This is a genomic window from Dickeya poaceiphila (assembly GCF_007858975.2).
GTDB classification, from domain to species: Bacteria; Pseudomonadota; Gammaproteobacteria; order Enterobacterales; family Enterobacteriaceae; genus Dickeya; species Dickeya poaceiphila.
The window spans coordinates 1,751,552-1,777,397 of the sequence record NZ_CP042220.2 but is presented as its reverse complement, the minus strand read 5'-3'; the positions used below and the strand labels follow the sequence as shown (position 1 = coordinate 1,777,397).

Sequence of the window (25,846 nt, the reverse complement as noted above, 5' to 3'; positions counted from 1 at the left end):
TGCACTATGTCCTCCCTTCAGGAACGCAACAAGCGATACTACCAAGCTACTCATGGCCTTATTCTGAAGGGCTAACAAACTATTTTATTCAAAAAAACAAACCGCATTATTCAAAACACGACCTATGTTGTTCAAAACACGAGCACTTTTGCTGCCAATCGAATTATTTGGTGTGATATAATTTTATCTTATTAATCATGGCATTAAGTAATCAACTACTAATACTGCATCCGTACAATCAGTACAAGTGCACAATGCACAATTCCCGTAGATCACCACACAACGGTCAAAATCAGCCCCGGATGGAGGCTGATAGCAAACAAAGGCAGGGTTAATAGCAAGATAAACCTCACGCAAAGGTGAACATTCTCGCGTTGTAACCGATAACAACAAGATTAAGGAGATGAGTTGCCCCGGATATGGACATCGGAAAAAGGCGATGGCCCAGCAGTACATTGATTTCACAGTACTCTTATCTTGCGATGCCGCGCACAGCCAGACCCTGTGATTTATAGCAATATCAATTTACACGATCATGTGAAAATGTTTACCGTTGCGAACACTTTTACGACACTACGACTCACTGCAAAGACGTTTACTGAAGGAATGGCGAATGAAACTCTACTACAAGCCGGGAAGTTGCTCACTGTTTCCTCACATCATTCTGCATGAGACACGGGCCAAGTTCACATTGGTGAATGTTGACCTGCGTACCAAGAAAACCGAACAGGGAAGTGACTACCTGCAGATCAACCCTAAAGGCATGGTGCCGGCACTGACGCTGGATGACGGCACCATCCTGACAGAAAACATTGCCATTGCCTTGTATCTGGCAGACAAAGCGCCGCAATATAATTTGATAGCCCCACCCAGCACCATTCATCATTATCGCGCCATTGAGTGGCTGGCTTACATTTCTACCGAACTGCACAAATCCTTTACCCCGTTGTTTCGCCCTGGTACGCCTGAACTGTACAAAGATTTGCTGAAGAGTTATCTGGAACAACGTTTCCGTTATCTGAATCAGGTACTGAGCGAGCACGATTATCTGGTGGGCAACCGGTTTGGCGTCGCCGATGCTTACCTGTTCACCATCTCTCGTTGGGCGCACGATCTGAAGTTTGACCTGATCCAGTTCCCGGCGCTGACAGCGTATCTGGAGCGTGTTGCAGGGCGACCAGCGGTGGAAAAAGCGTTGACGGCAGAAGGGCTTGACGTCAAATTCTGACGTTATGACATACTGAAATGCGCGATGGTGTGGCAAGCAACGGGGCATATGCCCCGTTGTTGCAAGCCGGTGTTACAGGCGAACTGCCTGGAAATGATGACGTGGCTGCACAATACCATCCTGTGCTGCAACCAGTTGCAATTCGTACTGCTCCATTTCTTTCGTCACCAGCATCACTTCATAGACCGCTGCGGTGGTATGTTCCAGCGCACTTTGCGGCGCAACGCCTTTGAGCAGGTTAACCAGCAGCAGACCACTAGTCAGGTCGCCAACACCTACCGGCTGACGCGGCCCAAAGTCCACCAACGGACGCTGGATATGCCAGGCCTCTTGCGGCGTTACCAGCAACATTTCAAAACTGTTTTTACTGGTCGCCGCACGACTCAGATGCTTAACCAGCACCAGCTTCGGTCCACGCAGACAAAGCTCACGGCTGGCCTGCACGGCTTCATCTACAGAATGCACCGTACGACCACTGAGCAGTTCCAGCTCCGGCAGATTGGGGGCGATCATGTCGCTCGCCTGCAGAGACTGATTACAGTGAAAATCGGTTACACCCGCAGGTACAATGCAGCCTTTTTCCGGCGTACCCATGACTGGGTCACAGAAGTAAATGGCACGCGGATTAGCCGCTTTCACTCGACGTACCACTTCCAGAATGTGACCGCCCTGTTCCGGTGAGCCGATATACCCGCTCAACACCGCATCGCAGTCCTTGAGATGATCAATATTGCTGATCCCCTGCGCAATCTCAGTCAGATGATCAGCTGGCATAACGCAGCCGGTCCACTGACCATATTGGGTATGATTGGAAAATTGCACCGTATTCAGCGGCCAGACATTCACGCCCATCCGGCGCATGGGAAACTCCGCCGCGCTATTACCGGCATGACCAAAAACCACGTGAGACTGAATCGACAGTATATTTTTCATGAAAGTGACTACCCTTGCCTGCTTAAATGCACTGCGTTTGTTGTTATAAACCCGTCATACTTCAAGTTGCAGGTGTGTTGGCTGCGTTCGCTCACCCGAATCACTTACTAAAGTAAGCTCATCGGGATGAAATGAGAGACATCCTGTCTCTCACCGGAGGCCAGCCGTTGGCTGGTCAAATTCGCTCCCAACGAATTTGTCACTCTCTTGCCGCCTTCCTGCAACTCGAATTATTTTGGGTATAAACCGGTTTATTCTAAGCCTGCCTGCTATAAAACCATGTATTGTCTTTATCCCGCCGACCGACACTCGCCGATGCGCATTGTCTGGTGTTGCTACGGTCTTCCGTCATAGCGTGGAAATCATGGCATGGAAAACACAGGGAGCGTGCCGAAAAACAAAGGGAGCATCTGCTCCCTTCGGTGGTTCAATTACGCTTTCCAGCAGACCAGACAATAGTTTTTCTTGCCCCGGCGCAGCAGGGTGTAACGGCCAAACAGACGGTCAGCATCCGTGAAAGTGTATTCCGGATCAGACTGTTTTTCCCCGTTGATGGTAATCGCATTGGACGCGATGGTCTTGCGCGCCTGGCCGCGAGAGGGCTGCAATTCGGAATCAACCAGCGCCTGTTGTAAATCCGCGCCTGTCGCCAGTTCCACCATCGGTACGCCGTCTTGTGCCAGTTGCGCTAAATCGGCTTCGGTCAGGTCGCTCAGATTGCCGTTAAACAGGCTCTGGGTGATACGCCTGGCGGCTGTCAGCCCCTCTTCGCCATGCACCAGACGGGTCACTTCTTCCGCCAGAACATACTGAGCACGCGGCGCCACGCCACTATTCTTATCTTCTTCTTCCAGCGCATTGATAACGTCAATGTCAAGGAACGTGAAGAACTTCAGGAAGCGGTACACATCCGCGTCAGCGGTGTTGATCCAGAACTGGTAGAACTTGTACGGGCTGGTCTTTTTCGGGTCCAACCATACCGCGCCACTTTCAGTTTTACCGAACTTAGTACCGTCAGACTTGGTAATCAACGGAACCGTCAAACCGAACACCTGCTTCTGATGCAGGCGACGCGTCAGGTCGATCCCAGAAGTAATGTTACCCCACTGATCAGAACCACCAATCTCCAACTCCACGCCATGCAGCGCATTCAGCGAAGCAAAGTCGTAGCCCTGCAACAGGTTGTAGGAAAACTCGGTGAAGGAAATGCCCACGTCATCGCGGTTCAGGCGCTGTTTGACCGCTTCTTTGTTGATCATCTGATTGACGGAGAAGTGCTTGCCGATATCACGCAAAAACGTCAGCACGTTCATGGAACCAAACCAATCGTAGTTGTTGGCGGCCACAGCACTGTTAGTACCACAGTCAAAATCCAGGAAAGGGGCGACCTGACGACGGATTTTCTCCACCCACTCCTGCACCGTGTCTTCAGTATTCAGTTTACGCTCGGCGGCTTTGAAACTTGGGTCGCCGATCAACCCCGTCGCGCCGCCTACCAGCGCCACCGGTTTATGACCGGCCATCTGAAAGCGTTTCAGGCACAGCAGTGGCACCAGATGTCCCAAATGCAAGCTGTCGGCAGTCGGATCAAAGCCGCAATACAGTGCAATTGGCCCCTGCGCCAGTCGCTCTGCTAACGCGCCCTCATCCGTTACCTGAGCCACCAGGCCCCGCTCTTGCAATTGTTGAATCAGATTGCTTGCCATCAAAGTCTCCATGTATAAACGACTGCACCTTTGCCGGTACACGACTTTTCGCCGTTTTGGCGAAAGAAAAATTCAGGGTGACATAGAATAAAGCGCCGACACCCTGAGTGCCAGCGCTTAGCGCAACAAATTCCAGTGATTTACGGTGCCAGCCGGTCAATTGTCCAGCTGTCGCCTTCGCGTTGGTACAGGAAACGATCATGGAGACGGTGTTCGCCTCCCTGCCAGAATTCCATCGACTCGATAGTGACACGGAATCCGCCCCAGAAACTCGGTAACGGAATCTCGCCTTGCTGAAACTTCTGCTTCATTTCAAAGAACTTGCTTTCCAGCATACTGCGAGCGGAGATACGGCTTGACTGTTTTGAAACCCAGGCACCGATCTGGCTATCGCGCGGACGACTATGGAAATACTTCATTACGTCCAGCATCGGCAATTTCTCCGCCTTGCCCAGGATGATGACCTGACGCTCCAGCATATGCCAGGGGAACAACAGGCTAATCCGCGCATTTAGCGCCAGTTGCTGTGCCTTGCGACTGCCCATATTGGTATAAAACACCATGCCTTTTTCGTCATAGTGTTTCAGCAGCACAATACGTTGATAAGGCTGGCCTTGTTCATCAACCGTCGCTACGCACATCGCGGTAGGGTCCGCCAGTTGTGCTTCGCAGGCTTGCTTGAGCCAGTGCTCAAACAGATCGAGCGGGTTAGCGGTGAGGTCGTGGCGGCGCAGCCCGCCCTTGGTATATTCGCGCCGCAAATCGGCGATATCGACGCTCGCAGCCTGTTCGGGCGCAAGCGCCACCTTGTTGCGGACATCATCGTTTTCAGTGGTCATGAGATCCTGCCGTTGCCTAACCGGGCGAGAAAAGAGGGAAAAGTCATTCTGCGCCCGCCTCGTTAAAATCTCAACGCCTGCAACGACATGGAGCCGGATTACTTTAGCACACAATCATTAACGATGATTCTATCGCCGCGCGCGATAAACGCCTGATTGCCGTTGCGCCAGAACGCATAACGGTCATCACTGTAACGGGTGCCGTATCCGGCAGGTACCCTGGGGAGGGTATGAGATTCGCCATCCAGCAGGAAAGTCGCGCTGCCTCCCTGTGGATCTGGATTGAGCATGACGGTCAGTGGCAGGGTGCCACATTGGTAATGTAACGTCTGCGGCTTTGCCGCTGGCATCAGGTGCGAGCAACCGCTTAGCAGCAATACACCGGCGATGAGCAGTGGTTTCATACTATTCTTCTCCTGTTATTAGCGGATCCTGGCATCCCACCCAGGTAAATCCAGCAACGCAGAAGTCTATCAACAGACCGCTGGCGGACCTCTCAGCAAAATCCGATTACACCACCATCGCGGGATAAATCGCGCCCAGCAAGGTTTCACGGCTTGCGCCGGTCACGGATGGCAAATTGCCTGGCAATCCTGACAAGGTGCGAAACGCCAGCCAGGCGAACGCCAGCGCTTCCATATCATCGCCACGAATACCGAAGTTATCGGTCGTGCAGACCTCAATGCCCGGCAGACGTGCCGACAACTGACTCATCAGCAGTGGGTTACGCGCCCCGCCACCGCATACCAGCATTCGCTCACAACCACCGGTCAGCAGCACTTGCCCGGCAATGGTTTCCGCAGTCAGCGCGACCAGTGTCGCCTGAACATCCTCCGGTCGCAGATAGGGAAAAACCGTCAACTGCCTTTCCAGCCATGACAGATTGAAATACTCACGCCCGGTACTCTTCGGCGCCGGCAACCCGAAATAAGGGTCAGACAGCATATGGCTTAGCAACGTGTTATCCACCTGCCCGGTTAGCGCCCAGGCAGCATCTTTATCATAGGGTTGCGCCCGGTTGCGCCACACCCAGGCATCCAGCAGCATATTGCCCGGCCCGGTGTCATAGCCTTTTACCGGACGTCCTGGCACCAGTACTGAAATATTGGCGATTCCACCGATATTCAGTACGATTCGCCGTTCCACCGGATGTTGCAGCAGTGCGTGATGAAACACCGGCACCAGCGGCGCGCCCTGTCCGCCCAACGCCATATCGCGCCGACGAAAATCGCCAACGGTCGTGATGCCGGTAACAGCGGCGATACGGTTGCAATCGCCAATTTGCATCGTACAAGGGGCATCGCCGTCCGGCTCATGCCAGACCGTCTGCCCATGACAACCAATCGCCGTAATCTCGTTTGCACTCAACCCGGTCTGACGTAACAACGCCTGTACCGCGTCGGCAAACAGTGCACCGAGCCGGGTATCCAATCGCCCCAGTTCAGAAAGCGTCACTGCCTGTCCCTGATTCATGCTCAATATCGTCTGTCGAATCACTGGCGGAATCGGGTGACAGTAACTGGCTTGCTGAGCAACAGTGTGCTCATCAATAGCAGCCAGCACCACATCGATACCATCCAGACTCGTGCCGGACATTACACCAATATATCTTCCAGACCTCATGGAATTACCTTTGTTATGCAAAATGATCGCTGGTCACGCCATAACCTCACGGGTCTAACAGTGATGATTCGTCGACGGCCTATTCTGGTTAGCTTTTGTCTTTTTTGTCATACAGACTATTCGGGCAATAAATGACCATTCGGGACATTTTTTCAGAAAAAGAGGACTTCACAAACAACCTGATAACGCGTTTATTATCAATTTAGTCGCGCTATTCTATCCTGAGTATCCACCGAAACAGTAGAATGGTGGTTTCGACCACGCCATAATGCGACATAACTTCGTCGGCCCAGGCTGCGCCCCCGACACAGACACAGCTATAACAGGAGTCTTTCTATGATGAAACGTTTTCTTGTGATCACTTTAGCAGGTATCACACTGGCTGGCTGCGCCAATACCAGCACCCTGTCAGGAGACGTTTACAGTGCATCCGAAGCTAAGCAAGTTCAGACGGTAACCTATGGCACCATTGTCTCCACCCGTCCGGTGCAGATTCAGGCTGGGGAAGACAGCAATGTCATCGGTACTATCGGTGGCGCCGTACTAGGGGGATTGGTTGGTAATACTATTGGTCGCGGTACTGGCCGTAATCTGGCAACCGCCGCAGGCGCAGTTGCTGGTGGTGTTGCAGGCAACAGTATTGAAGGCGCGGTCAACCGCGTTCAGGGCGTAGAGCTGGAAATTCGCAAAGATGATGGCAGCACTATCATGGTGGTGCAAAAACAAGGCGATACCAAGTTTCATGCAGGTCAACGTGTAGCGATGGCCAGCAATGGCCGCTCGATCACCGTGTCTCCACGTTAAGATTCAATTGTCAATCACCACCCAATGGGTGGTGATTGTTTCATGTCATCAATTCGGCCAGTATATTCAGACATACCATAATTCACACGATATTCCCGCCATATTTCGAGTTTGCAGGCACGTTGACTTTACTCAGCCCGTCCATGAGCCTCGTTGCTTGATGCTACAACAGCTGCATTCATCGTTGCCCCCGGCAGCGTTACCGCTTCCCCAACCACTCACTGATGTAAGCGTCTGGTATGCCGCCCGGTTGCTGCATTACAAATGCACGCCATCAACCTTATAATGAAAGGTAAACACGTGTATTGTTCAAAACATCAGCGTTTTGTTCTGCAACTCGAATTATTTTGAGTATGTGTTTCCTGGAATTCGAATTCGTCCGCCAAGACATTTACTTTTTCTATTAATTAAGACTGGCTCTCATGTAATGCCAAAATATTTTTTTCCAATCGGGAGATAATAGTGGCTAATTCATCCACTTCTTCCGGAGTAATACCATCTAATATTTCGCTGCGAGTCTGATCAATAACATCATTAACAGCCTGAATGATAGGATCTGCCGAATCAGTTAACAAAATACGCTTGGCACGCCGGTCTTGGGCACAAATGTGCCGGGTAATTAATCCTTTATCTTCCAATTGATCCAATGTACGCACTAATGAAGGCTGTTCTATTCCTATCGCTTTGGCAAGCTGAATTTGGGACTGCCCAGGTGGCAGTTGATGAATATTATGCAATGTGACCCAATGCGTCTGTGTCAACTCCAGGGGCTTCAATCGATGATCAATCAAAGCTCGCCATACACGAACCAACCGGGCTAAATCAGAACCTAACGGCAATTCCATCACTTCTCCTTATAGTTAGTAAGCTAATCAACTTCCCTGGATTGCAATCAACTCTGATTTAAAGCAAAAGCTCAATAAAGAACGTCTTATTGTTATCAATCTATTCTAGCAAATAATAATTAATTAAAAATGATCTTGAACTTAATTTATATCATTAAATATCGTCATATCGGCTAAAACAAGGTTGGCTGTTCCGGCTCAGAGGGAATTGAATTCTTTTCACTCCGCTGCGAGCGTTTCATTCTTTGCCGACACAGCCGCAGCACATCCTGTTTTTGCGCATCACTCATTGTTCCCCAACTAAAACGCTCGCTGCGGCTTCGGAAACAACCGCGGCAGAACCCACGGTCATCCGCCTGACAGATACCTCGACACGGATTGGGAACGGGAAAAAGCTCAAGCTGCTCAGCCACAGGACCTCCTCATCTGCCCATATTGAAGCTTTGATTGCCGTCACTGGCAAGCCTTACGTAGCGTTAATGCATAATTCACTACCATAGTGCCGACTATCACGTCTGTCATGTCGGTTTCTTTGGCGAACGTGATAAAAACAGCACTCAGCTACAGGTTTGAACTCCCCCCGACAACGACGCTATACTCTGGCCCTATTGTTTCAGGCGCTAACGGAAAACCACCAGTGTCGCCCAGGCGGTTAACTTACTGATCAAATAGGGGTCATTATGCGTTTACTTCATACCATGCTACGCGTTGGCGATCTGCAACGCGCCATCAATTTTTACACCACGGTATTAGGAATGCGTTTGTTGCGCACCAGCGACAATCCGGAATACAAATACTCTCTGGCATTTGTCGGCTATACCGAGGAAAGCGACGGCGCAGTGATCGAACTGACCTACAACTGGGACGTGGATAGCTATGAAATGGGCACGGCCTTCGGTCATATCGCATTAGGTGTGGATGACGTGGCAGGTGCCTGCGAGCGTATCCGTCAGGCCGGAGGTAAAGTAACCCGTGAAGCGGGTCCCGTCAAAGGCGGTACGACTGTTATTGCCTTTGTGGAAGATCCAGATGGTTACAAGATAGAACTGATTGAACGTTCACAAGCCGGTCAAGGTCTGGGTAACTGATCTCCCGTCTTTGCTATTCAGGCACCAACGCGTGTCTGCCTTTCCGGGGGAGCAATGATTCGCCGTCATGCGCGATTACTGCATCCCCCACCCGAATTTGCCATAATGCGCACTGCATATTATTGAAGAAACAAGAAACGAATGGCTGAGAAAAATAACCTGAACGCTCTTAACGCGCGTTTTCGTGGCTTTTACCCTGTTGTTATTGATGTGGAGACCGCCGGGTTTAACGCGAAAACTGATGCGCTGCTGGAAATTGCAGCCGTAACGCTAAAAATGGATGAAAGCGGTTGGTTACAGCCGGACGACACGTTGCATTTTCATATCGAACCGTTTGAAGGCGCTATTCTGCGACCGGAAGCATTGGCGTTCAACGGCATTGATCCTGCCAATCCACTGCGAGGAGCCGTGAGCGAATATGAAGCACTACACAGCATCTTCAAGGCGGTACGTAAGGGAATCAAGGATCAGGACTGCAGTCGTGCCATCATCGTGGCGCATAATGCCACCTTCGATCACAGCTTTCTGATGGCGGCAGCAGAACGCTGCGGTCTGAAACGTAACCCATTCCACCCGTTTGCCACGTTTGACACCGCCGCGCTCAGTGGGCTGGTGCTAGGACAGACCGTTCTGGCCAAAGCCTGCATCGCGGCGGATATTCCTTTCGACGCCAGCCAGGCTCATTCAGCGCTCTATGACACCGAACGAACAGCGCAGCTGTTTTGTGAACTGGTTAATCGCTGGAAGCGTATGGGTGGCTGGCCGTTGGCTTCAGCCGCGAATACCGACATACCGGTAAGCATCGATAGCGAAAAGTAAAGCCATCAGGCAGCACAACGCTGCCTGATAATTAATAAAGAGGATTACTGCTGGTTTTCCTGCTGGGAACGGTATTTATCGGCAGTTTCTTTAATCAGTTGTTGCAGTTCACCGCGCTGATACATCTCAATCACGATGTCGCAACCGCCAACTAATTCACCATCCACCCACAACTGCGGAAATGTCGGCCAGTTGGCGTATTTTGGCAGTTCGGCGCGGATATCCGGATTCTGCAGGATATCTACATAAGCAAAACGTTCGCCACACGCTGACAACGCCTGTACCGCCTGAGCAGAAAAGCCGCAGCTTGGCAGTTTTGGAGAACCTTTCATGTACAGCAGAATCGGGTTTTCAGCGATCTGACGCTGAATTTTTTCAAGTGTCGTTGTCGTCATTCTATTGCTTCCTCAAGCGCGTGATGATCAGCCTGTCAACGGCTGGTCATGTGACTCGCGGCAGACTATCGCATACCGCTTCTTTATATTTTGTATTCTAACGATAGCGACGACCACAAAAAAACGCTATCTTTTGTAAGGTCTTATTCATCGCCCCATCCATCCACACAGGACAACGCTAATTTGTTTAATAATTAAGCAGCAAATACTGTTATTAACGTTTTCTCACTATTTTGTAGTAACATTGCATTATCACCTGCTTTTTTATCAGGTCATTTTCGGGAATACTGTAAACAGTGAACGATTGAGGACAACTTTCGGTCAAAATTATTATGCGTTTATTTATTACGCTTTTTTTATTATTTTTCAGTAACCTGTTTTTTAATCTGGCGAACGCTAATCCACATGGGTCTGCGGTATTACCGCGCAAAAACGGTGTGGAAGCGGCGAATAACGCTATTGATGAATCTAAGAAAAGCAAAGCAGCCAAAAACACCAACAAAAAAGGCGCAGCGCCGACACATAGCAAAAAACCGGAAAAAACGACTCAGGCTGCACCGGTCAAAACAGCATCGGTTCACGATAAAAACAGCAAACCGCACAATGACAAAAAGCCGTTGATGGTCGCCAGCTCGTCCCATTCGACCAACAAGAAGCAGCAAGAAAAAAATCTTCAGGCCAAAGCGCCAGCAGGCAAAACCACGAAAAAAAGCGCCCCTGCTCAGACCCATAGCAGCCACAAAGCACATGAAGCTGTGATTGCCAAAACCACAAGCAAAAAAGGCAGGCAGGACAAAACTGCGCCATCCCTCAACGCCACTCACCAAAAACGGTATCAACACGCTAAACTGACCGCCATGAACAAGCTGATGAGTCAAATCGGCAAACGTTATCATTGGGGTGGCGCTACGCCACGTTCTGGCTTCGACTGCAGCGGATTGGTCTATTACGCCTATAAAGATGTAGTGAAAATTCAAATCCCGCGTACAGCCAATGAGATGTTCCACCTGCGTGATGCCGCGCCGATCAAGAAAAGCGAGTTGGAAAGCGGTGACCTGGTGTTCTTCCACATCACCAACCGCGGTGCTGCCGACCATGTGGGTGTCTATCTCGGTAATGGTCGCTTCATTCAGTCACCGCGCTCCGGTGCAGACATTAAAATCAGCAAACTGAGCGAAGATTACTGGCAAGATCATTATGTTGGCGCTCGCCGCGTGGTCACACCCAAAACCATCCGTTAAGCAACAACCGGCTGGAATACTGTTGAATGAATACTTCCGTTGAATAAGACACGTTGAGATAACACAAAAGGGGCGTTATGCCCCTTTTGGTGTATTTGATGCTGATAAAGATACCGGTTTTTGATACCGATAGATTTCACCGCTGATGATGAGAACACCAGTTGCAATCAGTTCAGTATCGCACTCAGACTAAAGACAATGATCATCGCCAGCGTAGCCACCGTGGTGAACAGTGACATTTTCAGATTAGTATCCATATATTCTCCTGTTATTGACTGATATCACGTCATGTCTGAGTAAGCCCCGGCAGGCGGGGAATCACACAAAATATAGGTGTATTATGACTCAACCGAGGTCAAAAAACCGAATTCTGCGTCACAGAGATAACACGAATTGCCTCTTCCACTTTTGCTCTAAATCGGCCAAAATCCGCAGTTTACGATATACACTGCGTTGGTCGATGCGTCAGTCCTCCCTTCAGCTACAACCTCGGCATGTCTCCTCCTGAATGTTGCCTTGCTTGTCTGGCAGGAGAAAATTTCACGCAGGCAAACGATTAACAACATATTTACTGCTGTAACAGATCAGCGACTGTAACAGATGAGTTCAGGAGTCACTTTAGATGGCAACGATCAAAGATGTGGCAAAACGCGCGGGCGTTTCAACCACAACCGTATCACACGTGATCAATAAAACACGTTTCGTCGCCGAAGAGACCAAGGCTGCGGTGCGCGCAGCGATTGATGAATTGCATTATTCACCCAGTGCAGTGGCCCGTAGCCTGAAAGTCAACCACACCAAATCTATCGGCCTGCTGGCAACCTCCAGCGAAGCGCCCTATTTCGCCGAAATTATCGAGGCGGTGGAAAACAGCTGCTACGCCAGAGGTTACACGCTAATCCTGTGCAACTCCCACAACAATCAGGATAAGCAGCGTGCTTACCTATCCATGCTGGCACAAAAGCGGGTCGATGGGCTGTTGGTGATGTGTGCTGAGTATCCGCCTGAATTGTTGTCCATGCTGGCGGACTATCGTCACATCCCGATGGTGGTGATGGACTGGGGCGAAGCCCATAACGATTTTACCGATACTATTATTGATAATGCATTTGCGGGCGGCTACATGGCCGGGCGCTATCTGATTGAGCGTGGTCACCGTGACATCGGCGCTATTCCCGGCTCTCAGGGGCGCAATACGGGCAGCGGGCGTTACCTGGGGTTCCTGAAAGCGTTGAAAGAGGCTGATATTCCCTTACGGGAAGACTGGGTGGTTCAGGGCGACTTTGAGCCAGAGTCCGGCTACAAAGCGATGCACCAGATTCTGGCCCAGAAACAACGGCCAACGGCAGTATTCTGCGGCGGCGATATCATGGCGATGGGTGCCATTTGCGCCGCTGACGAGCTGGGTCTGCGTGTGCCACAGGATATTTCGGTGATCGGTTACGACAATGTACGTCACTCCCGATATTTTACTCCCGCACTGACCACCATTCATCAACCCAAGGAACGACTGGGGCAAGCGGCGTTCTCCATGCTGCTTGACCGTATTACCAGTAAACGCGAGGAAGCCCAAACCATCGAAGTACATCCGACCTTAATTGAACGTCGTTCAGTCGCTGATGGCCCGTACCGCGATTACCGCCGTTAAAATCCAGACAATTCTCTATCTCGCTGCCTGACGACTCGAAATCATGCGGCGTACCGCGCTACGCATGGCCGCGACGAGTGCCGCAACTGCCGAAAAGGCATGACTCAACGTGCTGCTTTAATCCGACGAATCTTGCCGACGGATTAAAGCCGTCATACAATTGACTATATCGTTGATGACAACAATTATGATCATGCGATGTATTAAACGCATCGCCCCATTTTTTCTACTCCACCTGCTGACCGTCGCACCTCTATTTGGTTTCAGCCTTGGTAGATATCTTTGTACCAGCTTTTCTCTTACTTTCCTCTGAGACGCTCAGGGATAGACGATGGTTCGGGTCTACCAAGGTCCGTCATGGTTATGTTGTCTAAATTACTCCTTGCAAAAGCATTTATTTGGCAAGGTAGGGAGAAGTTATGAGTTCATCCTATGTTGAGGAACTGGGGACACCCAATCTACCCTGGTTCCAAATCGTTAATGAAATGCTATCCACCGCCGACATCGCGATTAACGGTTCTCGTCCATTTGATATTCAGGTCCGCAACCCTGAGATGTATAAGCGCGTATTGCGTGATGGCTCGCTCGGATTAGGCGAAAGTTATATGGATGGCTGGTGGGAGTGTGAACGACTGGATATGTTTTTCCACCGTGTGATACGTACCCGACTGGAAAACCAACTACCGCATCGCTGGCAAGATACATTACGGATACTGATAGCACGCTTGACCAATCTACAATCTCGCCGACGTTCCTGGATCGTGGGTAAAGAGCATTACGACCTTGGTAACGATCTTTTCACCCTGATGCTCGATCCTTACTTACAGTATTCTTGTGGTTACTGGACGAAAGCCGAAACGCTTGAACAGGCACAACAAGACAAGCTGCGCCTCATTTGTGAAAAGTTGCAGTTACGTCGTGGCATGACGCTGCTGGATATTGGTTGCGGCTGGGGTGGACTGGCGGAATTCGCCGCACGTCATTACGGCGTCAGTGTCACGGGCGTTACCATATCCCGCGAACAGCAGGTGCTGGCACAGCAACGCTGTCAGGATTTGGAAGTTACCATCATGCTGCAAGACTACCGTGACCTGGACCGGCAGTTTGACCGTATCGTTTCTGTCGGCATGTTCGAACATGTCGGACCGAAAAATTATCCCACCTACTTTCAGGTTGTGAGAAAAAACCTCAAACCTAATGGGTTGTTCCTGCTGCACACTATCGGCACCAATGAAACCAATCTGAAAGTTGACTCCTGGATGAACAAATACATTTTCCCCAACTACTGCCTGCCTTCAGTGCAGCATATCGCACAAGCCAGCGAACCCTATCTGGTAATGGAAGACTGGCACAATTTCGGCGCAGATTATGACCGCACGCTGATGGCCTGGCATGAACGATTCCAGCAACACTGGCCAACCTTGTCGGAGCGTTATTCCGAACGTTTCCAGCGAATGTTCAGTTACTATCTTAACGTCTGTGCTGGCTCGTTCCGAGCACGCGATATTCATCTCTGGCAGGTACTATTTAGCGCGGATGGCGTGGAAGGTGGTTTGCGAGTACCCAGATAACAATTAGCTTCTGGCGAATATCGCCGCTTCAATAACAAAACCGGCAGACAATTGCCGGTTTTGCTTATGATCAAAGCAAAGTTGCGAGGAAGCAGCTTATTCGCCCTGCTCTGCCTGTGCCGCCGCCTGCGCTTGCTGCTGTGCCTGACGAGCCAGAACACGTTCAACCGTATCGATAATGGCTTGGGTTTGCGGGTCGATTTCGATGTTAATACGATCACCCAATCGTTTCTGGCCTAGCGTCGTGCGCAGGAGTGTTTCCGGAATCAGGTGCACGCAAAAACGGCTGCGAGTCACTTCGCCCACCGTCAGGCTGATGCCGTCAATACCGATGAATCCTTTGTGCAGCACATATTTCATCTGTGATTCATCAGACAACCGGAACCAGATCTGATGATTATGTTCCGACGTCAGAATTTTCACGATCTCCGCCGTACACATAATATGGCCGGACATCACATGCCCACCGATCTCATCACCATATTTGGCCGCACGCTCTACATTAACCCGATCACCCACGTTTACGTCACCCAGATTGGTCAGCCGCAACGTCTCTTTGATCAGGTCAAAACTGACCCGATCACCATCGATTCCGGTAACAGTCAGACAACAGCCATTGTGCGCTACGGAAGCGCCCGTTTCCAACCCCGGCAGCAGTTCGGGGGGCAGTTGTACCACATGAGTGCGAAAATTGGGTTTTTCATCGACAGACACGACAGTCGCCGTGCCCTGAACAATACCGGTAAACATGGTGTTGACCTTGCCTCCTGATCAGTAATAGGCGTGAACGCGCGACGACAGTGGTATGACACGACTGAGCCATGTTTGGAAGTGGCTACGTTCACTCATGTCAGGCAGTTTGCACCATATCATCAGGAAAACCAACGGGATCATGCCCGGCGAGTCAATCATTGGTTTACTGTTGGCAAATCGTTACAATAGTTCATCTTTTTTCGTACAAATAAAGGATGATTGTCTTTCTCTCCTCATTAGAGATCTCTCTCCATCCTGCTTTAGGAAGGTGTTTTCGTGCAGAAGTACTTATCAGAAGCCCGTCATTTGCTGGCGCTGGCTATTCCGGTCATCATCGCGCAAGTATCGCAAACCTCAATGGGTGTGGTGGATACCATTATGGCTGGTTCCTACAGCGCCACCGATATGGCGGCGGTAGCGGTGGGTACCTCCATCTGGTTGCCTGTTATCCTGTTCGGCCACGGTTTACTGATGGCGCTTACGCCAGTGGTGGCGAACCTCAACGGCTCAGGGCGCCGGGACCGTATTGCTCATCAAACCCAGCAAGCATTCTTACTGGCGACGGCCATTTCTGTTCTGACCATGGTGGCGCTCTATCAGGGAAAATACGCGATTAACCTGATGCACGATGGCGCTCCGGAACTGGCCGACAAAGCCGTAAAATACCTGCACGCGTTGCTTTGGGGCGCACCCGGTTATCTGTTTTATCAGGTGTTGCGCAGCCAGTGCGAAGGGTTATCCAAAACACAGCCGGGGATGGTGATCGGGTTTATTGGCCTGCTGATCAATATTCCCATCAACTACGTTTTTATCCACGGTAAGCTGGGGATGCCGGAGTTAGGCGGCGTTGGCTGCGGGGTAGCGACAGCCTCGGTATACTGGATAATGATGCTGATGATGGCCGTTTATTCCCGTCACGCGTACTGGCTAAAAGATATTCGTCAGTTCAACGCCCCGCTGAAACCGGATTGGGCAATACTCCGGCGTTTAGCCGGGCTGGGGCTGCCGGTTGCGCTGGCGATGCTGTTTGAAGTGACATTATTCGCTATTGTCGCTCTGCTGGTATTGCCGCTTGGGGTAGTGAATGTCGCAAGCCACCAAATCGCGCTCAACTTCAGTTCGCTGATGTTCGTGTTGCCCCTGTCTGTTGGCGTCGCCGCCACTATTCGCGTCGGCCATCGGCTGGGCGAAGGTTCGGCACAGGCAGCGCGGGTGGCAGCACGCACCAGCATCGCTACCGGCATATTGCTGGCAATGTGCACAGCTATTTTTACCATCACGCTGCGTGAACCTATCGCCATGCTGTACAACCAAAATCCGGATGTGGTGGCAATGGCGTCGCATCTCATGCTGTTAGCGGCGCTCTACCAAATCTCCGATGCCGTGCAGACCATTGGCAGCGGCGTATTGCGTGGCTATAAAGATACTCGCGCTATCTTCTTCATCACCTTCATTGCCTATTGGCTGCTGGGGCTACCGATTGGCTATGTGCTGGCGCTGACTGACATGCTGGTGCCGCGTATGGGACCAGCTGGTTTTTGGTGTGGATTCATCATCGGCCTGACTGCTTCCGCCACCATGATGGTACTGCGTATCCGCTGGGTGCAACGTCAATCGCCAGCCCGTATTCTGGCACGCGCAGCGCGTTGACGACATAATAGAGACAGAGCGCAAAAAACGGTGCTCTGTCTACAAGCTCGCCAATCAGTGTGGCACAGCGGGAATTTTGCGTTTTTCTCCTTGCCAGCAGCCATCCGGCCCGTTAATATTCGTCCCCGCTGTCGCCCTGACGGCAGCTGATAAAAATAATGCGTTCATAGCTCAGTTGGTTAGAGCACCACCTTGACATGGTGGGGGTCGTTGGTTCGAGTCCAATTGAACGCACCATTTTCAGCGTATCAGCACCAACACACATATTGCGACCGTAGCTCAGTTGGTTAGAGCACCACCTTGACATGGTGGGGGTCGGTGGTTCGAGTCCACTCGGTCGCACCAATTCATCCGCTGTTTCTCAATGAATTATCCTTGCCAGTTACTGTTTCTGCTTTCAGTCTATTTCTCGCTCTGTAGTGCACTTTACACACTACCCTGGCCGATGCCTGACTCTGCGCATGACAAAACGGGCTGGATACCCTGCCCGTTTTGTTACCTGACTTGCATTTCGGTTATTTAAAAATCTTCTGCACAAATTCGATATACGCCGGGCGCCAGACGTCCATTTCATGCCCTAAGCCGGGATACTGCCGGTAATCGAATTTCACGCCTTTCTGCTCCAGTTGCGCTTTCAACCCGGCGATATCCTTACCAGTCACCGTATCTTTTTCACCCACCGCCACAGTGAAATTATGCAGTTGTCGATTGATAGCAGCGGCATTCCCCAGTTGTGCGCTAACCTGTGCATTCGGCACCGTTTCTGTGGTCACGCCGCTAAAGGTTGCCAGCCAGCCGAAGTGTTCCAGATGGCTCATGCCGGATACCAGCGCCTGATAACCGCCTTGCGACAACCCGGCCAGCGCCCGGCCATCGGCATCGCGCCGCACATTAAACCGCGCGCTGACCAGTGGAACGATGTCATGAATTAACTCACGATCAGCCGCCGCCGCATTACGTGGATAGAACGTTTTGCGACGATCTTTCGGCGGAAAATCTTCCGCAATGGCGTCGGCGACATCGGTTTCGGTATCCGGGATCACGACCAGCATCGGCGAAATCTTTTTCTCCGCCAGCAGATTATCCATGATTTGAGGAATACGTCCTTGTCTGACGGCAGAATCGCCAGCATCACCGAATCCGTGATAGAAATACAGCACCGGCAACGGCTTGCCCGCGCCAGTGTAGCCCGGCGGCGTCCAGACATAGATTTGCCGTTCCGATTTCAGCGACGCCGAATGATAGGTAACGGTGCGCAGCTCGCCATGCGGCACCGCCCGTGTGTCCAGCACGCTGCCCGGCACCAGAATCATACTGGTGTTGACCTGTCGCTGCGGTTTAGGCAACGCCGAACCAGTGTCAACGCTGCGAAAGCCATCCACATTAAAGAAGTATTCGTACAGATTGGGCTGCTGCGGCTCGCTGCGCCACGACCAGACGCCTAGATCATCTTTCGTCATCGGGTGTGCGACCCAGGTTTCCGGCGTCGCGCCAGTCACCACGCTTACCGATTTGGCATCCGGCGCAAACAGCCGGAAAGTAATGCTGTTATCCGCGTTAACCTGCGACAAATAGTGCCGGGTCGCCACGTCGGTACGCGGTAACGTCGGGATAGCGCCCGACACGGCTTGCGCCGCCAGCGGTGTGGAGATGCTTAGCGCAGAGAATAACAGGTACAGACAGGTTTTCCTGGTTTTCATTATTAACCTCTCTTGTTATGGGTACAGGGTAAACAGGCAGACTGAGCCATGTGCGCTCACCGCCAGCTCTCAACTCAAACACCGGCGGTAACTTAATTCTTCTTGATTTATGCTGTTCATATTTCAAGTTGCAGGTAGGTTGTCTTTCCTGCAACTTGAATCATGTTTGTCTATTAACGTGTCAGCGTTTTTCCGTGACTGGCAATAACCGATTGATACCAGTAAAAGCTCTTTTTACGCCGCCGTTCCAGCGAACCTTTGCCAGCATCATCACGGTCAACATAAATAAAACCGTAGCGTTTGGACATTTCCGCTTTCGAGGCGCTGACTAAATCAATCGGTCCCCAGCAGGTATATCCTAATACCTCCACACCATCGGCAATGGCTTCGCTGACCTGTACCAGATGATCGTTTAAATAACGGATACGATAATCATCGTGAATTTCACCATTTGCTTCGATGTTATCTTTCGCACCCAGCCCATTCTCAACAATAAACAATGGTTTTTGATAACGGTCATACAGGAAATTCAGCAAATAACGCAGCCCCAACGGATCAATCTGCCAGCCCCATTCAGAACTTTCCAGATACGGATTCGGCACCATATTTAATATATTGCCGCGCGTTTTTTCGAGCTGTGATTCATCGGTACTGACACACCCGGTCATATAATAACTGAAAGAAATAAAATCAACGGTGGATGTCAGATCCTGCGTATCCTGTTCTGTAATATTCAGCGTAATACCCTGCTCGCGGAAATAGCGATGCATATACCCCGGATAAGCACCACGTACCTGCACATCACCAAAGAATAACCATTCCCGATTTTGATGCAGACTTTCCATCACATCTTCCGGCTTACTGGTCAGCGGATAGAGCATCGCCCCCAGCAGCATATTGCCGATCGTCGCATCTGGAATAATATCGTGGCAGGCTTTCACCGCCCTGGCGCTCGCCACTAATTGGTGGTGAATAGCCTGATAAATCGCTGCTTTGTCGCTATCCGGCGGCAACCCGACACCAGTAAAAGGCGCATGTAGCGACATATTAATCTCGTTGAACGTCAGCCAGCGTTTGACCTTGTGGCGGTAACGCGTAAACACCGTACGGGCATAACGTTCAAAGCACTCAATGGTCAACCGGTTACCCCAGCCACCTTGTTTTTTCACCAGTCCATACGGCATTTCATAATGTGACAACGTCACTAACGGCTGAATGCCGTGTGTTGCCAGTTCATCAAACAGCCGATCATAAAATGCCAGCCCCGCTTCATTAGGCTCAGCCTCATCACCCTGAGGAAAAATGCGCGTCCAGGCTATCGATACACGCAGGCAGGTAAATCCCATTTCAGCAAACAGTGCAATATCCTGCGGGTAACGGTGATAGAAATCGATCGCCACATCTTTGATGCCGCTGTCACCCGGCTGGCGCGCCACAATGCTGCCAAAGATGCCCTGGGGCTGTAAATCCGACGTGGAAAGTCCTTTTCCATCGGTCAGATAGGCGCCTTCCACCTGATTAGCGGCAATGGCGCCACCCCATAAAAAGTGCTCCGGGAAAGGATTACTCATCACTGATCTCCTGTGTTTCTATTCAACAATTATTCAGCATATCAACTGTGTCAGCGGCGTATTGGCATCCACCTTGCCGCTGGTGACAGACTCAACCCCGCGATAATCTTCGCTGTTGGTAATCACCATCGGGGTAGTGAGGTCGTATCCTGCCGCTACTATCGCCGGACCATCAAACTCCAGCAGCAGGTCGCCCTGACGCACCACATCACCGACACGCACATGTGGGGTAAAATAACGCCCCTCCAGCCGGACGGTATCGATGCCGACATGCATCAGCACCTCCGCGCCGCCCCGCGATGCCAGGCCAACAGCATGATACGTCTTGAACAGCGAGACTATGGTGCCGTCCACCGGCGCATACAGCCGCCCTTGCGAAGGTCGGATAGCGACCCCCTTGCCCATTACGCCGCTGGCAAAGGTGCGATCAGCCAACTGATCCAGCGGCACCAACTCACCCGTCAACGGGCTAAACAGCGTCTCATCACGCACAACGCTAACAACGGCAGCGCTGGTTTGCGTGGCTTCCAACTCAGTCTGCTGCACCACCACCGGTTGTGTTTCGTCTTTAGGAACACCGAACAACCAACTGGTCAACGCCGCGAGAATGAACGACGCCAGCGTGCCGATGATGGCCGCCCATACGCTGCCATCCACGCCGGTCGGCGGAATGATCTGGGTAAAGGTGAAAATGCTGGGAAAACCGAAAGAATAAGTAGTGGTATGGAAATACCCCATGACCGCCGCGCCTACAGCGCCCCCAATACAACCAAAGATGAAAGGGCGACGCAGTGGTAACGTCACGCCGTATACCGCCGGTTCGGTGATACCGAAAATCGCGGCGGAAAATGCCGAACCCGCAATCCCTTTGCGCTTCATGTCGTGGGTGCGCAACAGTATGCCCAGCGTAGCACCAGCCTGCCCCAGCACCGCCGGGGTTAGCAGCGGCAACAGGGTGTCATGCCCCATCACACTCAGGTTATTGAGCATTAATGGCACAAAACCCCAGTGCAGACCGAATATCACACAGACCTGCCACATTGCCCCCATCACGGCACCAGCCAACAACGAATTCAGTCCATACAGCCACTGGTATCCGCCAGACAGCATCTCACTTAACCAGGTCGCGCTGGGACCTATCAGCAAAAACGTCAGCGGAACGCTAATAACAATACACAGCAACGGCGTGAAAAAATTGCGGATATTAGCGTGCAGCCAGCGATTCAGCGGTTTTTCCAGTTTGCAGGATACCCAACTGGCGAACAGAATCGGGATGACCGACGAACTGTAATTGATAAAAGTAATCGAGATACCTAGAAAATAAAGTATTGGGTGATCTGGCTGCTGCATAGCATTGAAGGTGGCTATCATGCTTGGGTGAACCAATGTGGCACCGACCACCAGCGTAGTGAACGGGTTACCGCCAAACTTCTTGCCAGCGGTGTATCCCAGCACAATCGGGAAAAAATAAAACAGCGCATCACTGGCGGCAAACAACAACTTATAGGTGCCGCTGCTCTCGGTTATAAAATGGGTGGCTACCCCCAGCGCCAGAAAACCTTTCAGTATCCCCGTTGCTGCCATCACACCGACAAACGGGGTAAAAATACTGGAAATGATGTCGATAAATCCGGCAAATAAGCTGTCTTTCTTCTCTTCTGATGCCACCGGCTCGTTGAAACGCGACATGTCTTCAAGCGAAAGCAGTGCCTGATAAACATCAGCCACCTGATTGCCTACCACCACTTGAAACTGGCCGCCGCTTTCCACCACCATGATGATGCCTGGGTTATTTTTCAGAATATCCGCATTGGCGGCGGTATTATCTTTCAATTTGAAGCGCAGACGCGTGGCGCAATGCACCACACTAATAATATTTCCCTGACCGCCTACGCCATCTCTTATTTCACTGGCTAATGCTTCGTAATTCATTGCGACATCCTCAATGATCGATCCATGCCTGAAAAAAACCGCTGAGTGACTGATATATACGGTTTCAAGGCACCCTATGTTCAAGGCAAAAAAAAACCTGAACCGTCTCATCGCAGCATAAGGTGCGGAAAGACAGTTCAGGTTTTGCCTGCCTTCTCCAATGAAGAAGATGCAGTCGCAATCCATATTTATTGTTTACAGATTACCAGTGCGATCTATTCTGACAAGCGTTTTACCCAGGCAATCTATTATTTTGTGATACCACTCAAGTTTCGGTTTTCTACACCTGATTTTTATTTTCTGCCTGATCCTGTAATTCCGAACGCACCCGTTCGATATGAATAGCCAGAAACATCAACTCTTCTTTCGTCAGGGTATAGTCGTAATGTCGTATAATATGATCCCGTATTTTTTCGGCGCAGTGATACGCCTGCGTATATTGCGCTTTCACTACATCGTGCAGCGATTCATCTTCACTGAATACCGGCGTACGGCCCACTAATCGCTGCGCAAAAAACTTCAGATGAGTCACAAATCGGTGATAACTAAAAGCTTGCTCGTTATAGTCAAGATTCAGCTGATATTTCACAATATTCAAAATTTCCTGTATCACGCGGGTTATATGCATCACTTCTGGCATATGGCCATCCAGTTGGGCATTCACCAGATGCAGCGCAATAAAGCCCGCCTCGTCTTCCGGTAACTGAACCCCAAGCCGTCGGTGAATAATCCCCAACGCTTCCAGCCCGATGGCGAACTCTTTCTGATACAGTCGTTTAATTTCCCACAATAATCCATTACGAATATCCACCCCTTGCCGGTGCCGCTCAATGGCAAAGTGGCAATGGTCGGTTAATGAAATGTAGAGGCTATCTTGCAGATTTCCGGGCAGCTTTTCTTTCGCCAGCGCGATAATCCTATCAGCGGTAGTCACCACCTCCAGCGGAATGCGCTCCAGCACATCGCTCAGCCTTGCCGTCAGTTCGCTGCTGCGCAGAGCGAAAACTTTTTCTATTAGCGCAACATCCACACTATCTCCCGGTCGTTTTTTGAATCCCAGTCCACGCCCCATCACGACCTGTTCGTTATTATGCTCATCCATGACCGTGACGACGTTATTATTCAATATCTTGGCAATCTTCATTGTCCGACCCCTGAAAACAAAAAAACCAGACGTCCACAGTAAACGCGAACATCTGGTTTTGCCTGCCGATAGCAGTAACAACCCTGAATAGCAGTAACAACCCTGGGTTGCACGCCGCCACGACACAGGCATGTCGCTGACCAGATACAACCGACTAACGCTAAATTACCACTGGTTCACGGCGGCTCAACCTTCAGGGGATGGAAACGTGACCCGGATCGACCCAGAACCAATATTCCCGCCGCCAGAGGTTGCCAGACCAGCCACTACCATCCCAGGTTTCCGTCTTTTTACTACACCGACAGCCAGAGATTCTTAGGGCATTTGCGCAACAAATTTGTGTAAAAATAATAAATCGTACATTTTTTTGCGCAAGAGCACGAAAATACGCGTTATCCATCCCTTCAACAGCTTGTATCTCTTTGTCTGATAACTATAATACGGAACGTTGTTTCATTGAATGGTTTCAGCGAATCCACGTGCCACTGACAAAAACACCACCGACAACACAATCCTCAGGGATATTGCCGCCTCGTCCACTTTGTTTTATGGGCAATATCCAGTCACGTGTTTCTTCATTTCTCCTCGCCTGTCACCATCTATACTTACCATTCTCTCGCTGTCGCAAACGTATTGTTCCCGAAGGTTCAGCTTTAGCTAACCGTCGGTCATCCTGTTTTTTTATCCATCACAACTTGTAGAAACTACCGTTATGAAAAAGACCAAAATCGTTTGTACCATCGGTCCGAAAACCGAATCAGAGGAAGTACTGGGCAAGCTGCTGAGCGCAGGCATGAATGTAATGCGCCTGAATTTCTCTCACGGTGACTACGCAGAACATGGTCAACGCATTAAAAATCTGCGTGCCGTGACAGAAAAAACCGGCCTGAAAGCAGCCATTCTGCTGGATACCAAAGGCCCGGAAATCCGTACCATCAAACTGGAGAATGGCGCAGACGTCTCACTGACCGCAGGCCAGACCTTCACCTTCACCACCGATCAGAGCGTTATCGGCAACAAAGACCGTGTAGCGGTCACCTATGCCGGCTTTGCCAATGACCTGAGCGTCGGAAACACGGTGCTGGTTGACGATGGCCTGATCGGTATGGAAGTCATCGAGATCAAAGGCGGTGAGGTTATCTGTAAGGTGCTGAACAACGGCGATCTCGGCGAAAACAAAGGGGTCAACCTGCCGGGCGTGTCCATCCAGTTACCTGCACTGGCCGAAAAAGACAAACGTGACCTGATTTTCGGTTGCGAACAGGGTGTCGATTTTGTGGCAGCCTCCTTTATTCGTAAACGTTCCGACGTAGAAGAGATTCGCGCCCATCTGAAACAGCATGGCGGCGAACACATCCAGATCATCTCCAAAATTGAAAACCAGGAAGGTCTGAATAACTTTGACGACATTCTGGACGCCTCTGACGGCATCATGGTCGCCCGTGGCGATCTGGGCGTGGAGATTCCCGTTGAAGAAGTAATCTTCGCGCAAAAAATGATGATCGAAAAATGCAACCTGGCTCGCAAAGTGGTGATCACCGCCACTCAGATGCTGGATTCAATGATCAAGAACCCGCGTCCGACCCGCGCCGAAGCAGGTGACGTCGCCAACGCCATCATCGACGGCACCGACGCTGTGATGCTGTCTGGCGAGAGTGCTAAAGGCAAATACCCGCTGGAAGCCGTCACGATTATGGCCACTATCTGCGAACGCACCGATAGAGTGATGAAATCGCGTCTGGATAAACTGCAACACACCAGCAAATTGCGCATCACCGAAGCGGTGTGCCGCGGCGCGGTGGAAACGGCAGAGAAACTGGAAGCGCCACTGATTGTGGTTGCCACCCATGGCGGTAAATCGGCTAAATCTATCCGCAAATATTTCCCACATGCCCGCATTCTGGCGCTGACCACCAACGAAATCACCGCACGTCAGTTGCTATTGAGTAAAGGTGTGGAAACCATGCTGGTGAAAGAAATCGCCTCTACCGATGATTTCTACCGCATTGGCAAAGAAGCGGCACTGAAGAGCGGCCTGGCCCAGGAAGGCGATATTGTCGTGATGGTTTCTGGCGCGCTGGTGCCGAGCGGCACGACTAACACCGCATCGGTACATCGTCTGTAATTCGATAATGAGAATCTATTAAGCGCCCTGCGGGGCGCTTTTTTGTTCGTGACGACATTTTTAGCTGATGCAAAAGCGTGATCAGTTATACAGAAAAAATATATATACAGCCGCAAAGGTCAGAGTATTCTGATAAGATCAGCCTGTTTTGCTTACTTTTTTTAACCTACCTGTAAAACTCGATGATTCTTTGAGCGAACGATCAAAATTAAGCGCGTTCCCATAAAAAAT

Annotated in this window: 23 protein-coding genes and 2 tRNA genes; 11 read left to right on the top strand and 14 right to left on the bottom strand. The window is 50.8% G+C overall.

What is annotated here, in order from left to right; genetic code table 11:
- Nucleotides 1-613: 613 nt before the first annotated feature.
- A complete protein-coding gene (gene gstA / locus Dpoa569_RS07960; RefSeq protein ID WP_146411220.1) occupies nt 614-1,228 on the top strand; it encodes a glutathione transferase GstA in 615 nt (204 codons plus the stop codon).
- Nucleotides 1,229-1,300: 72 nt separating this feature from the next.
- On the opposite strand, the gene pdxY is transcribed toward gstA, so the two are convergent.
- The 5 genes from pdxY to anmK all read right to left on the bottom strand — a co-directional run bounded on the left by pdxY (nt 1,301) and on the right by anmK (nt 6,329).
- Nucleotides 1,301-2,161, bottom strand: coding sequence for a pyridoxal kinase PdxY (pdxY, locus tag Dpoa569_RS07955; RefSeq protein WP_042871041.1), 861 nt, complete (start codon nt 2,159-2,161; stop codon nt 1,301-1,303).
- Nucleotides 2,162-2,592: 431 nt separating this feature from the next.
- Nucleotides 2,593-3,870: a tyrosine--tRNA ligase gene (tyrS, locus tag Dpoa569_RS07950; RefSeq protein WP_146411710.1), complete on the bottom strand. Its 1,278-nt coding sequence runs from the start codon at nt 3,868-3,870 to the stop codon at nt 2,593-2,595.
- Nucleotides 3,871-4,007: 137 nt separating this feature from the next.
- A complete protein-coding gene (pdxH, locus tag Dpoa569_RS07945; protein WP_227983155.1) occupies nt 4,008-4,706 on the bottom strand; it encodes a pyridoxamine 5'-phosphate oxidase in 699 nt (232 codons plus the stop codon).
- A gap of 98 nt (nt 4,707-4,804) precedes the next feature.
- A complete protein-coding gene (locus Dpoa569_RS07940; RefSeq protein ID WP_146411217.1) occupies nt 4,805-5,110 on the bottom strand; it encodes an MliC family protein in 306 nt (101 codons plus the stop codon).
- A gap of 106 nt (nt 5,111-5,216) precedes the next feature.
- A complete protein-coding gene (anmK, locus tag Dpoa569_RS07935; protein WP_146411214.1) occupies nt 5,217-6,329 on the bottom strand; it encodes an anhydro-N-acetylmuramic acid kinase in 1,113 nt (370 codons plus the stop codon).
- 336 nt (nt 6,330-6,665) lie between these two features.
- Between anmK and Dpoa569_RS07930 the strand changes: the two genes are divergently transcribed.
- Nucleotides 6,666-7,133 carry an outer membrane lipoprotein gene (locus Dpoa569_RS07930; RefSeq protein WP_019845812.1) on the top strand — a complete coding sequence of 156 codons (468 nt, stop codon included), beginning with the start codon at nt 6,666-6,668 and terminating at the stop codon, nt 7,131-7,133.
- 407 nt (nt 7,134-7,540) lie between these two features.
- Here Dpoa569_RS07930 and slyA read toward each other — a convergent pair whose 3' ends face one another.
- Entirely contained in the window at nt 7,541-7,978 is a 438-nt protein-coding gene (slyA, locus tag Dpoa569_RS07925; protein ID WP_042871049.1) for a transcriptional regulator SlyA, read from the bottom strand.
- A 173-nt stretch (nt 7,979-8,151) separates the two neighbouring features.
- Nucleotides 8,152-8,391, bottom strand: a complete 240-nt coding sequence (locus tag Dpoa569_RS07920) for a DUF1289 domain-containing protein (protein WP_071604307.1) — start codon at nt 8,389-8,391, stop codon at nt 8,152-8,154.
- 267 nt (nt 8,392-8,658) lie between these two features.
- Here Dpoa569_RS07920 and gloA point away from each other — a divergent pair, with 267 nt between their 5' ends.
- On the top strand, nt 8,659-9,066 hold the full coding sequence (gloA, locus tag Dpoa569_RS07915; protein ID WP_042871051.1) for a lactoylglutathione lyase: 408 nt from the start codon (nt 8,659-8,661) through the stop codon (nt 9,064-9,066).
- Between the two features lie 141 nt (nt 9,067-9,207).
- A complete protein-coding gene (gene rnt, locus Dpoa569_RS07910; RefSeq protein WP_042871053.1) occupies nt 9,208-9,885 on the top strand; it encodes a ribonuclease T in 678 nt (225 codons plus the stop codon).
- A 44-nt stretch (nt 9,886-9,929) separates the two neighbouring features.
- Here rnt and Dpoa569_RS07905 read toward each other — a convergent pair whose 3' ends face one another.
- Nucleotides 9,930-10,280, bottom strand: a complete 351-nt coding sequence (locus tag Dpoa569_RS07905) for a Grx4 family monothiol glutaredoxin (RefSeq protein ID WP_042871054.1) — start codon at nt 10,278-10,280, stop codon at nt 9,930-9,932.
- A 332-nt stretch (nt 10,281-10,612) separates the two neighbouring features.
- Here Dpoa569_RS07905 and Dpoa569_RS07900 point away from each other — a divergent pair, with 332 nt between their 5' ends.
- Nucleotides 10,613-11,521: a C40 family peptidase gene (locus Dpoa569_RS07900; protein ID WP_042871056.1), complete on the top strand. Its 909-nt coding sequence runs from the start codon at nt 10,613-10,615 to the stop codon at nt 11,519-11,521.
- Between the two features lie 167 nt (nt 11,522-11,688).
- Here Dpoa569_RS07900 and cydH read toward each other — a convergent pair whose 3' ends face one another.
- Nucleotides 11,689-11,778, bottom strand: coding sequence for a cytochrome bd-I oxidase subunit CydH (gene cydH, locus Dpoa569_RS07895; protein WP_128569730.1), 90 nt, complete (start codon nt 11,776-11,778; stop codon nt 11,689-11,691).
- A gap of 365 nt (nt 11,779-12,143) precedes the next feature.
- Here cydH and purR point away from each other — a divergent pair, with 365 nt between their 5' ends.
- Complete coding sequence (gene purR, locus Dpoa569_RS07890; protein ID WP_042871058.1) at nt 12,144-13,169, top strand: HTH-type transcriptional repressor PurR; 1,026 nt, start codon at nt 12,144-12,146, stop codon at nt 13,167-13,169.
- A 419-nt stretch (nt 13,170-13,588) separates the two neighbouring features.
- Entirely contained in the window at nt 13,589-14,740 is a 1,152-nt protein-coding gene (cfa, locus tag Dpoa569_RS07885; protein ID WP_042871061.1) for a cyclopropane fatty acyl phospholipid synthase, read from the top strand.
- A gap of 96 nt (nt 14,741-14,836) precedes the next feature.
- Here cfa and Dpoa569_RS07880 read toward each other — a convergent pair whose 3' ends face one another.
- The gene (locus Dpoa569_RS07880; RefSeq protein WP_042871063.1) at nt 14,837-15,490 is read right to left on the bottom strand and encodes a riboflavin synthase; all 654 of its coding nucleotides are present in this window, start codon (nt 15,488-15,490) and stop codon (nt 14,837-14,839) included.
- A gap of 279 nt (nt 15,491-15,769) precedes the next feature.
- Here Dpoa569_RS07880 and Dpoa569_RS07875 point away from each other — a divergent pair, with 279 nt between their 5' ends.
- The 3 genes from Dpoa569_RS07875 (at nt 15,770) to Dpoa569_RS07865 (ending at nt 17,488) form a co-directional block, all read left to right on the top strand.
- Nucleotides 15,770-17,143, top strand: coding sequence for an MATE family efflux transporter (locus Dpoa569_RS07875; protein ID WP_042871065.1), 1,374 nt, complete (start codon nt 15,770-15,772; stop codon nt 17,141-17,143).
- Nucleotides 17,144-17,303: 160 nt separating this feature from the next.
- Nucleotides 17,304-17,380, top strand: a tRNA-Val gene (locus Dpoa569_RS07870).
- Between the two features lie 31 nt (nt 17,381-17,411).
- A tRNA-Val gene (locus tag Dpoa569_RS07865) sits at nt 17,412-17,488 on the top strand.
- 170 nt (nt 17,489-17,658) lie between these two features.
- On the opposite strand, the gene Dpoa569_RS07860 is transcribed toward Dpoa569_RS07865, so the two are convergent.
- The 4 genes from Dpoa569_RS07860 to licT form a co-directional block, all read right to left on the bottom strand.
- Nucleotides 17,659-18,843, bottom strand: coding sequence for an alpha/beta hydrolase (locus Dpoa569_RS07860; RefSeq protein ID WP_042871067.1), 1,185 nt, complete (start codon nt 18,841-18,843; stop codon nt 17,659-17,661).
- 173 nt (nt 18,844-19,016) lie between these two features.
- The gene (locus Dpoa569_RS07855; RefSeq protein ID WP_042871075.1) at nt 19,017-20,414 is read right to left on the bottom strand and encodes a glycoside hydrolase family 1 protein; all 1,398 of its coding nucleotides are present in this window, start codon (nt 20,412-20,414) and stop codon (nt 19,017-19,019) included.
- A 33-nt stretch (nt 20,415-20,447) separates the two neighbouring features.
- Nucleotides 20,448-22,346, bottom strand: coding sequence for a PTS beta-glucoside transporter subunit IIABC (gene bglF, locus Dpoa569_RS07850; protein WP_042871077.1), 1,899 nt, complete (start codon nt 22,344-22,346; stop codon nt 20,448-20,450).
- 280 nt (nt 22,347-22,626) lie between these two features.
- A complete protein-coding gene (licT, locus tag Dpoa569_RS07845; RefSeq protein ID WP_042871079.1) occupies nt 22,627-23,490 on the bottom strand; it encodes a BglG family transcription antiterminator LicT in 864 nt (287 codons plus the stop codon).
- Nucleotides 23,491-24,202: 712 nt separating this feature from the next.
- On the opposite strand from licT, the gene pykF reads away from it, so the two are divergent.
- Nucleotides 24,203-25,615: a pyruvate kinase PykF gene (gene pykF, locus Dpoa569_RS07840; protein WP_042871081.1), complete on the top strand. Its 1,413-nt coding sequence runs from the start codon at nt 24,203-24,205 to the stop codon at nt 25,613-25,615.
- Nucleotides 25,616-25,846: the final 231 nt, after the last annotated feature.

Bases quoted from the DNA above. Each gene is read 5' to 3' on its own strand.
- Dpoa569_RS07900 (WP_042871056.1), top strand. From the start codon at position 10,613: ATGCGTTTATTTATTACGCTTTTTTTATTATTTTTCAGTAACCTGTTT.
- purR (WP_042871058.1), top strand. From the start codon at position 12,144: ATGGCAACGATCAAAGATGTGGCAAAACGCGCGGGCGTTTCAACCACA.
- pdxH (WP_227983155.1), bottom strand. From the start codon at position 4,706: ATGACCACTGAAAACGATGATGTCCGCAACAAGGTGGCGCTTGCGCCC.
- rnt (WP_042871053.1), top strand. From the start codon at position 9,208: ATGGCTGAGAAAAATAACCTGAACGCTCTTAACGCGCGTTTTCGTGGC.
- anmK (WP_146411214.1), bottom strand. From the start codon at position 6,329: ATGAGGTCTGGAAGATATATTGGTGTAATGTCCGGCACGAGTCTGGAT.
- Dpoa569_RS07905 (WP_042871054.1), bottom strand. From the start codon at position 10,280: ATGACGACAACGACACTTGAAAAAATTCAGCGTCAGATCGCTGAAAAC.
- Dpoa569_RS07940 (WP_146411217.1), bottom strand. From the start codon at position 5,110: ATGAAACCACTGCTCATCGCCGGTGTATTGCTGCTAAGCGGTTGCTCG.
- gstA (WP_146411220.1), top strand. From the start codon at position 614: ATGAAACTCTACTACAAGCCGGGAAGTTGCTCACTGTTTCCTCACATC.
- pykF (WP_042871081.1), top strand. From the start codon at position 24,203: ATGAAAAAGACCAAAATCGTTTGTACCATCGGTCCGAAAACCGAATCA.
- Dpoa569_RS07880 (WP_042871063.1), bottom strand. From the start codon at position 15,490: ATGTTTACCGGTATTGTTCAGGGCACGGCGACTGTCGTGTCTGTCGAT.
- pdxY (WP_042871041.1), bottom strand. From the start codon at position 2,161: ATGAAAAATATACTGTCGATTCAGTCTCACGTGGTTTTTGGTCATGCC.
- bglF (WP_042871077.1), bottom strand. From the start codon at position 22,346: ATGAATTACGAAGCATTAGCCAGTGAAATAAGAGATGGCGTAGGCGGT.
- gloA (WP_042871051.1), top strand. From the start codon at position 8,659: ATGCGTTTACTTCATACCATGCTACGCGTTGGCGATCTGCAACGCGCC.
- Dpoa569_RS07930 (WP_019845812.1), top strand. From the start codon at position 6,666: ATGATGAAACGTTTTCTTGTGATCACTTTAGCAGGTATCACACTGGCT.
- Dpoa569_RS07860 (WP_042871067.1), bottom strand. From the start codon at position 18,843: ATGAAAACCAGGAAAACCTGTCTGTACCTGTTATTCTCTGCGCTAAGC.
- slyA (WP_042871049.1), bottom strand. From the start codon at position 7,978: ATGGAATTGCCGTTAGGTTCTGATTTAGCCCGGTTGGTTCGTGTATGG.
- licT (WP_042871079.1), bottom strand. From the start codon at position 23,490: ATGAAGATTGCCAAGATATTGAATAATAACGTCGTCACGGTCATGGAT.
- cydH (WP_128569730.1), bottom strand. From the start codon at position 11,778: ATGGATACTAATCTGAAAATGTCACTGTTCACCACGGTGGCTACGCTG.
- cfa (WP_042871061.1), top strand. From the start codon at position 13,589: ATGAGTTCATCCTATGTTGAGGAACTGGGGACACCCAATCTACCCTGG.
- Dpoa569_RS07855 (WP_042871075.1), bottom strand. From the start codon at position 20,414: ATGAGTAATCCTTTCCCGGAGCACTTTTTATGGGGTGGCGCCATTGCC.